Raw genomic sequence first — 12484 nt, 5'->3', positions numbered from 1 at the left:
CACTGCGGCTGTGGCTGCGAGGATCACGAGCACGAACATCATGAACACGAGCACCTTCACAACCATGACGAACACTGCGGCTGTGGCTGCGAGGATCACGAGCACGAACATCATGAACACGAGCACCTTCACAACCATGACGAGCACTGCAGCTGTGGCTGCGGGGATCACGAGCATGAGCACCATGGTCACTCCCACAATGCTCTCACCGCAAAGCGTGTCTACATTCTGGAGAACCTCGGCTGCGCTCACTGTGCTTCCAAAATGGAGGAACGGATCCAGGCTCTTGAAGGCGTCGAAAGCGCTACCATTACTTTTGCAACAAAACAGCTTCGCTTAGGGGCTGCAGATCCAGACGCTCTGCTTCCGCAGATCCGCAAGATCTGCACATCCATTGAGTCTGAAGTTAAAGTTGTTCCGAGAAATCCAGCTCCGGCAGCTTCCACTGACACAACAACCAAGACCTATCTTCTGGAGAATCTAGGCTGCGCTCACTGCGCTTCCAAAATGGAGGAACAGATTGCAAACCTTGAAGGCATTTCCGAAGCAACCATCACTTTTGCAACAAAACAGCTTCGCTTAACTGCAAAGAATCCAGATCGATACCTGGATCAGATCCGTAAGATCTGTACATCCATTGAATCCGAAGTTCTTGTAAAAGAAAAGGATCCGAAGCCAAAGGCTCAGTCCCCAAAAACAGTGACTCACACAACCGCTTCCAAGAAGAAATTTTTCTCCAAGGAAAACATAGATATCATCTGCATTATCATCGGTGCAGTACTCTTCGTTGCCGGAGAGATCATGGAACACAAAGGCTTTGGTACCAGTGCCACTCTTCCTGTATTTGTGATCGCATACCTGGCGCTTGGGGGTGTTATCGTTGTAAAAGCTGCCAAAAACATCTCTCACGGACAGATTTTTGACGAAAACTTTCTCATGAGCATTGCAACACTTGCCGCTTTTGCCATCAATGATTCTGCTGAGGCCGTAGGCGTTATGCTCTTTTACCGCATCGGCGAGCTTTTTGAGGAAAAAGCCGTTGAACGAAGCCGCGGGCAGATCATGGATGCCGTAGACCTTCGTCCGGAAGTTGTAAACCTGGTCACAGGCGATGATATCCAGGTAATTCCCTCTGAAGAGGCTCAGATCGGAGACATTCTTCTGGTCCGTCCCGGAGACCGCATCCCTCTTGATGGTATCGTAATTGAGGGAAACAGCCGTATCGACACTTCTCCGATCACAGGAGAGCCTGTACCGGTTGCTGTAAATGAAGGTGATGAGATCACTTCTGGCTGCGTCAACACCTCCGGCCAGCTTAAGATCCGCGTGGAAAAACCTCTGGAAGAATCCATGGTCACTCGTATTCTGGATTCCGTAGAAAACGCGGCAGCAAGCAAACCGAAGATCGACCGCTTTATCACACGTTTTGCCAGGGTTTATACTCCTTGTGTTGTAGGAATCGCAGTGGCAACTGCCATACTCCCATCCCTTGTTACCGGAAACTGGCATTACTGGATCTACACAGCCATTACTTTCCTGGTAATGAGCTGCCCTTGTGCTCTTGTACTTAGTATCCCGCTGGCCTTCTTCTCCGGGATCGGTGCCGGTTCCAAAAAGGGTATCCTTTTCAAGGGTGGCCTTTCCATCGAAGGATTAAGTAAGCTCGGCGCTGTGATCATGGATAAGACCGGTACTATCACAGAGGGTAACTTCCAGCTTCAGAAGGTTGTTGCCACCGGTAAATACACGGAAAATGAACTCCTTTCCATGTGTGCAGGCTGTGAACAGAACTCCACACATCCTATTGCGAACAGCATCGTTGCTGCCGCAAAGGAACGTGAGATCCAATTTGAAAAACCGATCTCCCTGGAAGAAATTTCCGGTCACGGGATCGTTGCGGAAATGCCGGAGGGAAAAGTTCTCTGCGGAAATCGCAAGCTGATGGATAAATTCGGAGTTACAATCGGAGAATTAAAGGAAGCCGCTTACGGCTCTGAAGTATTTATGGCAGTAAACGGAACCTTCGCAGGATATATGCTGATCTCCGATACCATCAAACCTGACGCAAAGGAAGCCATTGCTTCTCTGAAAAAGCTTGGTCTCCACACCGTTATGCTCACTGGAGACTCCGAAGACAGTGCACAGGCTGTAGGAAAAGATGCCGGGATCGATGAGATCTATGCAAAGCTTCTTCCGGAGGATAAGCTCAATGCCCTGAAAAAGGTCCGCCAGGCACATGGAACGGTTATGTTTGTCGGTGACGGTATCAACGACGCTCCTGTTCTTGCAGGTGCTGATGTAGGTGCTGCCATGGGAAGCGGTGCAGATGCTGCCATTGAAGCCGCAGATGCCGTATTTATGAATTCCAATGTAGATGCGATTCCTCAGTCCATTGCCATTGCACGAAGCACAAACCGTATTGCATGGCAGAACGTAATATTTGCCCTGGTGATCAAGATCGCAGTTATGATCCTTGGTCTTGCCGGACATGCCAACATGTGGATGGCCGTATTTGCAGACACTGGCGTTGCCATGATCTGCGTGCTGAATTCCATTCGTATCCTGTATAAAAAATAAGATCCGTTCTGCAGGGCAGATATCCTGCAGCGAATCCCTGTGCATCCATACAACTCCCCAGTGATGCAGAAAAGAATTTGACCGGTGCGTTTTTTTCAGCTACAATAGAAGTTAACAGTTTGGAGGATACGCAAATGAAGAAAACACATATAGATTACCCGATCAATGATGATACACTGTACCGGCTTGCCGACCTGTTCAAGGTTTTCGGTGATCCTACCAGGATCCGTATCCTGTACGTACTTTCTGTGGAAGAACTCTGTGTTCAGGATATTGCCGATCGTCTTTCCATGACCCAGAGTGCCATTTCCCATCAACTCCGGGTACTGAAGCAGATGTCACTGGTCAAATTTCGAAGAGATGGAAAAACCATTTACTACTCCCTGGCAGACAGCCATGTGGCAACCATCATGAATCAGGGTCTGGAACACGTTACAGAAGAATAACGCATAAAACACAATGCAAAAAGCCAATCTGCTTCCTAATGGAAGAACAGATTGGCTTTTTTTCTCTGCCTTACTCGTGCATCATTTGTATTTATCCCTCGCCCTGTGGTGAAGCACCATCGCTCCGTATGCAGGCATCTTCACCTGAAGAATCCCTGCATCTGCAATATATTCTTCCGGCATTTCCGTATAACCCTCTCCGGAAGAAAGCATCAGGCGCTGAAAAGCCGTTGCTTCTTTCCGGCTTACACCGGTTTTCCAGGCTGTTACCCTTATGTCTCTCTCCTGATCCTGATTATTAAGGATCACTATGATCTGTTCAGAATCAGAAAAACGACCATAGCTCAAGCCCTGATGATCGTTCCACAGAAATTCCAGGGAACCCTTTGCAAGAATCGGATATGCCTTGTGTATGCAGATCATGCGTTTATGAAAGTCCAGCATCTCCTGGTCTTCTTTTCCCCAGGGATAAGTTCTGCGGTTATCCGGATCTGTAAAGCCGCAGACGCCGGCCTCATCCCCGTAATATACCGTAGGCGAACCAGGCCACGTCATCTGGATCACAACAGCCTCTCTCATGATGGCAGGATTGATGCCTGCAGATGCTGCCTCTGCGCCTGCGTAGGAAAGTCTTCCTACTCTGTGATTGGTCCTTGTCAAAAATCTGGAATGGTCATGGTTTGAAAGCTCATTCATGGCTCCATAAAGCGCTCCCATATGCAAAGACTGCATATGATGCTTCATCGCCCCGATAAAGGCCTCACTGTTGCCATAAAGGTCCTCCCGGTACTCATCACTGTGCTTCTCCATTCCGGTCAGGAACCAGGTTACAGGCTCCATAAAAGCGTCATAGTTCATAACCGTATCCCACTCATCGCCGCGAAGCCAGCTTTCCGGATTTCCGTAGTGTTCTGCAAGGATCACTGCTTCAGGATTGGCTTCTTTTACTGTCCTCCGGAACTCTTTCCAGAAGTGATGGTTAAAATCATTGCTGTGGCCCAGATCTGCAGCTACATCCAGTCTCCAGCCGTCTACGTTATACGGCGGCGAAACCCATTTTCTGCCCACATCAAGGATCGTCCGGCAAAGCTCCTCAGATTCTTCGTAGTTCAGCTTTGGCAGGGTATCATGGGTCCACCAGCCGTCGTAGGTTGGATTATAGGGCCAGCGGTTCTGATCCTGGAAGCAGAAGAAAGAACGATAAGGGCTGTCCGCCGAAACATAAGCCCCCTTCTCGTAGCCTTCCTGATTTTCATAGATCCGTTCCCTGTCCATCCATTTATTAAAGGATCCGCAATGGTTAAATACCCCATCCAGGATCACTTTCATCCCTCTTCTGTGAATTTCCTCCACAAGCTCCTGAAAAAGCTTATTACTGGCCTCCAAATTCCGTTTATCGGTCACACGGCGGATATACTTAAGGGCATGACTGTTATCACTGTCTCCGGGACTTAACAGACCATCACAGTCCGCTACGATCCTTCCGATATGCGGATCGATATGATCGTAATCCTGACAGTCATACTTATGGTTGCTGGGAGAGACAAAGACCGGATTCAGATAGATCACATCTACTCCAAGCTCCTGAAGATAATCCAGCTTATCCATAACTCCCTGAAGATCGCCGCCATAAAATTCCCGGACACCCATCACAGCCGGAACCTTTTCCCAGTTATCCACTTTTACGGAAGTGTCCCCGATATAGAAATATTCCCCTGTTTCCACATCATTGGAAGGATCTCCGTTACAGAAACGATCCACATAAATCTGATACATCACAGCACCCTTCAGCCACTCAGGCACATGATATCCGGGATAGATCTCAAATTCTGTCCTTTCCTCATGTCTGGTGCTTACACCATTTGTATCATAATAACAGGTAACAAGTCCTGAATGGATCTCAAAGTAATATCGTACAAGATCTTTTCCCATTACGATCTGTGCAGTATAATAATCAAAGCTTCCGGAAGTTTTTTCCCGCTTCATTTCCAGATATTCTCCGTCATGCACAAGACAGACGTTGTCCACGTTATTTCTCTGGGTACGAAAACGGATCGTAACTGTATCACCTTCCCGCGGCTCCACAGGTGTACGGTAATATTCCGTCCCGTCACTGAACATTGCGTCTTTATTTAATACCGGACTCATATTGAGTATATACCGCATCTTCTTTGCAGTCTCCATGCTTTCATATAACATTCTATCTTCCTCATTCCGTTTTTAGTACCATGTTTTTAAATATATTATCTTAATTTTTTCCATCCCGTAAGCATATATATCTGTTTTCTCCGTAATCCGTCTTTATTTTTGGGCAGTAAAAAAGGCAGCTGGTTAAGCTGCCTTTTTTGGAGAAGGTATTTCTTCTTATGGGGTGTAGCAAAAACTATATAATGTATTGGGGGGTTTTTACGGTATTTATAGTACCATGTGTCCACCAAAAAGTGTGCACAAAGTTCACAAAATTCAATATTTTTTTTTGTGCATTTTATTCGTTTGTTTTTGCAACCTCTTCTTTTTCTGTTGTAAAAAGTGCTTCAAACTCTTCACGATGTATCTTTTCCTTCTCGAGAAGAAGGGCCGCACAGCTGTGAAGAACGCCGATATTCTCACGGATGATGCTCTCTGCATTCTCATGGCACTCACGGATGATACGGGAAATCTCCCCATCGATCTCTCTTGCCACTTCCTCACTGTAGCCTCTGGTATGTGCCAGATCACGGCCGATAAATACCTCATCGTCATCGTTGCCGTAAGCGATCAGACCGATTTTTTCAGACATACCGTATTTCATTACCATAGAGCGTGCAGTCTCTGTGGCACGTTTGATATCATTGGAAGCACCGGTGGTGATATCTCCGAAGATGATCTCCTCAGCCACACGTCCGCCAAGAAGCGTGGTGATATCCTCCAGCATTTTGTTCTTTGTATTAAACATCTCATCATTATCCGGCAGCGGCATGGTGTAGCCGGCAGCTCCCATTCCCGTAGGGATAATGGAAATGGTGTATACCGGATCCATATGAGGAAGTACATGGAACAGGATCGCATGGCCTGCTTCATGATAAGCTGTGATCTTTTTCTCTTTATCAGAGATGACCTTGCTCTTCTTTTCTGCACCGATCCCGACCTTGATGAATGCTTTCTTGATATCCTTCTGCATGATATAAGGACGGCCCTCTTTTGCAGCATCAATGGCAGCTTCGTTAAGAAGGTTCTCCAGATCTGCACCTGTAAATCCTGCGGTTGTCTGGGCGATCTGGCGAAGATCCACATCATCTCCCAGCGGTTTGTCCTTGGCATGGACCATAAGGATCTCTTCTCTGCCCTTGACATCCGGGCGTCCCACACCGACTTTACGGTCAAATCGTCCCGGACGGAGGATCGCAGGATCCAGAATATCCACACGGTTGGTCGCTGCCATTACGATGATTCCTTCATTTACTCCAAAACCATCCATCTCTACAAGAAGCTGGTTCAACGTCTGCTCTCTCTCATCGTGGCCGCCGCCCATACCGGTTCCTCTCTGACGGGCTACCGCATCGATCTCATCAATAAAGATGATGCACGGTGCATGACGCTTGCCCTCTTCAAAAAGATCTCGTACACGGGAAGCACCGACACCAACAAACATCTCCACGAAATCGGATCCGGAAATGGAGAAAAACGGAACTCCGGCCTCTCCTGCAACTGCCTTCGCGAGAAGAGTTTTACCTGTTCCTGGAGGGCCCACAAGGATCACGCCTTTCGGGATCCTGGCACCTACCTTGGTATACTTCTGTGGGGATTTCAGGAAATCCACCACTTCCTCCAGATCCTCCTTCTCCTCCTGAAGACCTGCAACATCCTTGAACGTTACTTTCTTATCATCAGGGGACGACATCCTGGCTCTGCTTTTTCCGAAATTCATCATCTTCGCATTGCTTCCGCCGCCTCCAGACATCTGCCGGTTCATCATCATAAAGAAAAAGAGAAGGATCGCGCCGGTAAGCACTACCGGAAGTACTGTTCCGATCATGGAGCTGTCCTTGGGTACATTGCGGATCGTCGGATCGATATCATGTTCTTCAAGAAGCGCCTCCGCTTCCTTTACATCGGTTACGTAGACTGTCTTCTGACCATCTGAAACAATGTTTGCTGTTACATAACCGGTGGGCACTTCTCTGTTCTGATGGATCACCGCATCCGTCACTTTGTCTTCTTCCAGAGCCTTTTCCAGCTGGCCCATTGTGTAGCTGCCCTGGGTAGATACCTGGTCATTGAGATACAGATATCCTGCAATCAGTGCCACAATAAGCAGAAGGTACAGGCCTATCTTACCTGAATGCTTGCTCACTTGGTTAAATCTCCTTTCAGTCCTGAAGCTCCACTACTCCGATGTAAGGAAGGTTTCTGTATTTCTGGGCATAATCAAGTCCGTATCCTACTACAAACTCGTCCGGAATATTGAAGCAGCAGTAATCTACCTCTACATCTGTCACACGTCTCTCCGGTTTGTCAAGAAGTGTACAGAGTCTGATGCTTGCCGGATGTCTGCCCTTCAGGATACGCAGCAGATAGCTTAAGGTTCTGCCTGAATCAATGATATCCTCTACGATCAGAACATCTTTCCCGTCCAGTGGCTGATCCAGATCCTTGACGATCTTTACAACACCGCTGGATTTCGTATCATCACCGTAACTGGACACAGACATGAAATCCAGTGTTACCGGGCGTGTGATCCTCTTGGCAAGCTCACACATAAAGAAAACGCCGCCTTTCAGAACGCAGATCATGTGTACATCTTTTCCGTCATAATCCTTGTTGATCATATCTGCAACTTCCTGGATACGGGCATCTACCTCTTCTTCACTGAGTAAAACCCTGATTTTTTCGCTCATGCTAAAGCTCCTCCTTGGTAATGTAATTCTAACACTCTCCCTGTAGTGGAAGTGATCTTATACTTCTCGTTCATCCGTCCTCCCGGGATCCAGAGTATCTCAGATCCTACCGCAACAACCGGAAGCCTGTCTCTCATCTCCGCCGGAATCTTCTCATCAATAAAGATCCGGTTCAGCTTCTTTCTTCCGCCTTCACTGTTTACAGTAAGATAATCTCCCTGTCTTCTAGTCCGAACGCATGGACTATTTTTTATTTTATCATAATCAAACCATTTCGTATACTTTTTTTCTTCAATCTTCTGTTTCTTATAAGAAAAAATTTTCGACTCAAAAAATCCGAAAGGACTTTCCAGAATTCCAGGTACCGGAAGCTCCATAGACATTTCTCTGAGACCTGCCGATACTTTTTTTTCAGTGGAAGCAGCATTCTCTCTGTCTGATGCAGAGTTCTTTTTCAGACATACCCCTCCGTACTGTCGTATTACCCGCAGCGATTCCGGAAGGTTGATATAACGACCGTTTTCTTTTTTTTGAAGCGAAAGGACCTGGTCCACATGAAGAGATGTAAAGTCCTTACGTTTTCCTGCCAGTATCTCAAACGCCTCCATCACCGCATATTCCTGAAGGATAAGATCCTGTGCAAAAAATTTTTCATCCAGAAGATAGCCATTTTCTTTCCGGCAGCCTGCCAGAAGCTCCCTTCCCTTTTTCTGAAGATACGAATCTGCCTCTGCCAGAACCCGTGCGGTTTCTGCCATATGCTCCACCGCTTTTGCATTGATCTTCTGTTCCATAGCCGGAAGAATATGGTTACGGATCCGGTTTCTTGTATAGTCATCTGAAAGATTGCTGCTGTCTGTGATATAGGAAATACCTCTCTCTTTCAGATAATTGACGATCTCCTTTCGTTCTAAACACAAAACCGGCCGGATGATCTCACCATTTACCGCCTGTATCCCGGAAAGTCCCCGGATACCGGTTCCCCTTGCCAGATGATGCAGCATAGTCTCTGCCAGATCGTTGCGATTATGTGCCAGCGCAACCCGGAACTGTCCGTTCTTTTTTGACTGTTCTCCGGAAAAACCAAGTCTCTTTTTTTCCTCCTGAAACGCCTGTTTTCGCACGATCCTTCCGGTTTCTTCTTCTCCCAGCTTCCACTTTCCGGAAAGTTCCGGAACCGGATAATGCCTGGACCGGAAAGGGATTCCCCAATCCCGGCAGATTTTTTCCACAAACTGCTCATCCCGGTCCGCCTCCTGGCCCCGGATCCCATGATGGACATGAACCACTTCCATGGAAAAACCGATCTCTTTCTGAAGACTTTTCAAAATATGAAGCATTGCTATGGAATCCGCCCCTCCGGAAACCCCTGCCACAACCATATCCTCTGCTTTCAGCATCCGATTGTCTCTGATATATTTTCTTACACGTGTGATCATTTTTTCTCCTGTAACCAAAAATACTCTATTTTTTCCACAATCCTGCCACAACTACTGTCATATCATCCCTGGCATGATAATCACTGTATCCCAGGACCCTTTCCAGTATTCCCCGTCCCATCTCCCTGGGCTCTTTTTCCCGGACATCCATAATGATCTCCTTCATGGTTTCCTCTTCCCGTTCTGTAGGAAGCGCATCCAGAACTCCATCTGTCATCATGATCAGATAATCTCCATGATAAAGCTTCCTTGAGGCAGTATCAAAATCCAGCTGCTGGACCAAGCCTGCTGCAAGATTTTCCGAAGCAATGGATTCCACCCAGTGATCTCTTTTAATAAATGTGGAAGACGCCCCTGCTTTCAGAAAATCACAGATCCCGGTATAAAGATCCACCGCACAGATATCAACAGTAGAAAACATCCCTTCCCGTCCTTTCAATAGCAGTGCGGAATTCACCATTCTGGCAGCTGTCTCCTGAGAAAAGCCGGATTCCAGAAACTGTTCCAGAAGTTCTACCACGATCTCGCTTTCTTTAAACGCTTCTATTCCGGAACCCATCCCATCAGACAGACAGAGAAAAAACCTGCCATCCTCTTCCTGACGACAGATATAATTGTCTCCGGAAACCTTTTCCGCTTCTCTTGTAAGCCGCGCTACTCCGTAAAGCATCTGATAACTGACATCCTCCACAAAATGGACCATACGAAAATCTCCATTTACAATACTGCGGCTGCCGGCGTCCGGCGTCATGGAGCTTCCGCAGATCCTGGACAGGATCTGTGCGATCTCTGTCATGGAAACACACTGTCCGCTCCTGGCTCTCAGATTCAGAAATATCTGCCGTCTTCCTTCGATCTTATCCATGACCCAGACATTCTTTACAAGTACATGCTTTTTACGAAGAGCCTTTTTCAGATCTTCCTGAAACTGCGGATCTGCCGGCATGATATCATACAGCTCTTCTGCCATATGATCCATGATCCTCGAGATTTCCGTCAGCTGCTGTGCAACTGCAAGCCGGCTTTCGATCATCCGGTTATCCCACACGAGATTCTGCCTTTCTTCACGAAATCCCTCATTCAGGACCTGAAAATACTGGGCGGAACGGCCACATGCTCCCATCCATTCACTGCGTGCTCTCTGGATACTCTCTTCATTGCCTTCCTCCATGGTACGGATCATATTCTCACTGCCCCGCATGGTTTCCCCGGCACGCTCTCCCCAGCAGATCTCTCTCTGATAACATCTGGAACATACAGCCGCACTGGTGTCCGATATGATACGGTTCAACTGTCCTCCGCTCAAAAATTCCTTACGATAAGGCATTCCGTAAAATGTATCCGCAAGCTTCCGGAAGGATGCTGCATACCGTTCCACTTTTTCCTTCTGGGGATGGCTTTCACAAAGCGGCAGCATTTCTTCTTTTTCCTTCGTTTTTCCCGAAAAGACAGTTTTTGCCATGTCCCGGAGTATCAGCAGTATGCTGACTACGAGCATGGCAATGATCCATTCCTGCATATTTTCCCCTCCCCTTATAACCTTCACTGACTGAACATTATAAAGGAAGATCCCTGAAATATCTGTCAAAGCCGCACGAAAATGTCAAAAAAAATTTCGTCGAAACCTTTGATTTTCAGCTATTTTTCTTCCTGAAACACGATCTCGTTGTCTTTCACAAGTCCCAGCTTCTCACGAGCCGCCTCTTCCACATATTCGTCGGTCTTCATATGTTCTTTCTCTGCTTCGATCTCCTTGGTACGTTCCTTCTCACTTTCAATGGACTTCTCCAGTGCTGTAGCTTTGGAATCATAATAATCCCTGCGCCGTTCCAGAGTCTTACTCTGCAGCATAAGGCTTCCCAGCAACACCAGTGCGATCACCATGATCCCCGCCATGCCAAGATAATTATATCCGATCCGTTTTTTTTCTTTTCCCTTTTTTGGATTTTTCAATCTGCTGCTCCTTTTTTACACAATCTGATCTCTTTACCTTTTCCGAGCTTATACATCCAGATTTTACAACTTCTTCAAAAAAATATCAACCGGTTTGCTGTCATTTTAGCTTTAATGGAACAGTCTTTTTAAAAGGGATCCTTCTTTTTTGTCCTTTTTCCTGCCAAGATAGGTAAGACTGTCGATTTTTCCCTCCAAGCTAAGCTGCCCACTTTTCAGATCAAGATGTTTTACATGAAGTCCTTCGCCTTTTATGGATAACTTTCCTTCCTCTGTATGCAGCAGTATTTCTTTTTCATCGAAAGAGATCACCTCCCGGATTCCCGTTATGGTGCCGCCTTTCTGCCGCTCCAGCATCAGACTGTGAAATGCTGCCGGTTTCTTCTCGTCCAATCCATACCTCCCTGGGGATGATTTCTCTTTTATTTTATGAAAAATCCATCCGGAATAGACCATCACGCCCAAACGGCAGCTGTCCCTGCATCAGATATAGCGGAACATGCTTTCCACCTCATCCTTTTTTACCGTTTCCTTAACTTCCAGGACTTCAACCTTTACATTACGGCTTCCAAACTGGATCTCCACAGTGTCACCGGTCTTTACCTGTACAGAAGCCTTGGCCGGCTTGTCATTGACCAGAACTCTTCCTGCATCGCAGGCTTCATTTGCCACCGTGCGGCGTTTGATCAGTCTGGATACTTTCAGATATTTATCAAGACGCATAATTTTTCCTCCTAAAAAAGCAGGGGAAACCAAAACCCGGTTTCCCCTGCCGTTATCACTCTGAACCAACAGATTATTTACCGTTGACAACGTCCTTTAAAGCTTTTCCTGCTTTGAACTTCGGAGACTTGGAAGCCTCGATCGTCATGGTCTCACCAGTCTGAGGATTTCTTCCCTCTCTTGCAGCTCTTGTGCTTACTTCGAAAGTTCCAAATCCAACCAGCTGAATCTTCTCGCCTTTTTTCAGTTCATCTGTTACAACATCGATAAAAGATTTCAGAACAGCTTCTACATCTTTCTTGGAAAGATTGGTGTCTTTCGCCATTGCTGCCACTAACTCTGTTTTATTCATGGTGTTTCCTCCTATAATTGATGTTCTCTTATTTTTGACTTTGCTTTATATATATACCGCTTTTGGCTTATAATGTCAAGGTTTTTCGCATATTACAGGCGGAATGTGACCATTTTA

The 12484-nt window shown here is 46.7% G+C and carries 12 protein-coding genes; 2 read left to right on the top strand and 10 right to left on the bottom strand.

Annotated elements, in window-relative coordinates; genetic code table 11:
• Window positions 1-252: hypothetical protein (locus NCY57_RS07710; protein WP_250789592.1), on the bottom strand; the 252-nt coding region annotated here is incomplete at its 3' end.
• Between the two features lie 12 nt (window positions 253-264).
• On the opposite strand from NCY57_RS07710, the gene NCY57_RS07705 reads away from it, so the two are divergent.
• Complete coding sequence (locus tag NCY57_RS07705) at window positions 265-2577, top strand: heavy metal translocating P-type ATPase (RefSeq protein WP_250789591.1); 2313 nt, start codon at window positions 265-267, stop codon at window positions 2575-2577.
• 134 nt (window positions 2578-2711) lie between these two features.
• Window positions 2712-3023, top strand: a complete 312-nt coding sequence (locus NCY57_RS07700) for an ArsR/SmtB family transcription factor (protein ID WP_022427364.1) — start codon at window positions 2712-2714, stop codon at window positions 3021-3023.
• A gap of 81 nt (window positions 3024-3104) precedes the next feature.
• Here NCY57_RS07700 and NCY57_RS07695 read toward each other — a convergent pair whose 3' ends face one another.
• The 9 genes from NCY57_RS07695 to NCY57_RS07655 all read right to left on the bottom strand — a co-directional run bounded on the left by NCY57_RS07695 (window position 3105) and on the right by NCY57_RS07655 (window position 12382).
• Window positions 3105-5222 carry a glycoside hydrolase family 13 protein gene (locus tag NCY57_RS07695; protein WP_195274745.1) on the bottom strand — a complete coding sequence of 706 codons (2118 nt, stop codon included), beginning with the start codon at window positions 5220-5222 and terminating at the stop codon, window positions 3105-3107.
• 286 nt (window positions 5223-5508) lie between these two features.
• Window positions 5509-7356, bottom strand: a complete 1848-nt coding sequence (gene ftsH / locus NCY57_RS07690) for an ATP-dependent zinc metalloprotease FtsH (RefSeq protein WP_022427362.1) — start codon at window positions 7354-7356, stop codon at window positions 5509-5511.
• Between the two features lie 16 nt (window positions 7357-7372).
• A complete protein-coding gene (hpt, locus tag NCY57_RS07685; RefSeq protein WP_015527123.1) occupies window positions 7373-7900 on the bottom strand; it encodes a hypoxanthine phosphoribosyltransferase in 528 nt (175 codons plus the stop codon).
• Window positions 7897-9339 (bottom strand): tRNA lysidine(34) synthetase TilS, encoded by a 1443-nt coding sequence (gene tilS / locus NCY57_RS07680; RefSeq protein WP_250789590.1) that lies wholly within the window; start codon window positions 9337-9339, stop codon window positions 7897-7899. Before tilS ends, hpt begins: the two co-directional genes overlap by 4 nt.
• Window positions 9340-9364: 25 nt before the next feature.
• Complete coding sequence (locus NCY57_RS07675) at window positions 9365-10858, bottom strand: SpoIIE family protein phosphatase (RefSeq protein ID WP_044960946.1); 1494 nt, start codon at window positions 10856-10858, stop codon at window positions 9365-9367.
• 119 nt (window positions 10859-10977) lie between these two features.
• The gene (locus tag NCY57_RS07670) at window positions 10978-11292 is read right to left on the bottom strand and encodes an FtsB family cell division protein (protein ID WP_227573720.1); all 315 of its coding nucleotides are present in this window, start codon (window positions 11290-11292) and stop codon (window positions 10978-10980) included.
• 111 nt (window positions 11293-11403) lie between these two features.
• Window positions 11404-11685 (bottom strand): sporulation protein YabP, encoded by a 282-nt coding sequence (gene yabP / locus NCY57_RS07665; protein ID WP_044960948.1) that lies wholly within the window; start codon window positions 11683-11685, stop codon window positions 11404-11406.
• Between the two features lie 90 nt (window positions 11686-11775).
• Complete coding sequence (locus NCY57_RS07660; protein WP_015527118.1) at window positions 11776-12015, bottom strand: RNA-binding S4 domain-containing protein; 240 nt, start codon at window positions 12013-12015, stop codon at window positions 11776-11778.
• Between the two features lie 73 nt (window positions 12016-12088).
• Entirely contained in the window at window positions 12089-12382 is a 294-nt protein-coding gene (locus NCY57_RS07655; protein ID WP_227573730.1) for an HU family DNA-binding protein, read from the bottom strand.
• Window positions 12383-12484: the final 102 nt, after the last annotated feature.

The organism is Blautia sp. MB18-30, assembly GCF_023669475.1.
Taxonomy (GTDB): domain Bacteria; phylum Bacillota; class Clostridia; order Lachnospirales; family Lachnospiraceae; genus Blautia_A; species Blautia_A fusiformis.
This window is presented reverse-complemented; position numbering and strand designations above follow the sequence as displayed.

Bases quoted from the DNA above. Each gene is read 5' to 3' on its own strand.
- NCY57_RS07705 (WP_250789591.1), top strand. From the start codon at position 265: ATGGAGGAACGGATCCAGGCTCTTGAAGGCGTCGAAAGCGCTACCATT.
- NCY57_RS07700 (WP_022427364.1), top strand. From the start codon at position 2,712: ATGAAGAAAACACATATAGATTACCCGATCAATGATGATACACTGTAC.
- NCY57_RS07695 (WP_195274745.1), bottom strand. From the start codon at position 5,222: ATGTTATATGAAAGCATGGAGACTGCAAAGAAGATGCGGTATATACTC.
- hpt (WP_015527123.1), bottom strand. From the start codon at position 7,900: ATGAGCGAAAAAATCAGGGTTTTACTCAGTGAAGAAGAGGTAGATGCC.
- tilS (WP_250789590.1), bottom strand. From the start codon at position 9,339: ATGATCACACGTGTAAGAAAATATATCAGAGACAATCGGATGCTGAAA.
- NCY57_RS07675 (WP_044960946.1), bottom strand. From the start codon at position 10,858: ATGCAGGAATGGATCATTGCCATGCTCGTAGTCAGCATACTGCTGATA.
- NCY57_RS07660 (WP_015527118.1), bottom strand. From the start codon at position 12,015: ATGCGTCTTGATAAATATCTGAAAGTATCCAGACTGATCAAACGCCGC.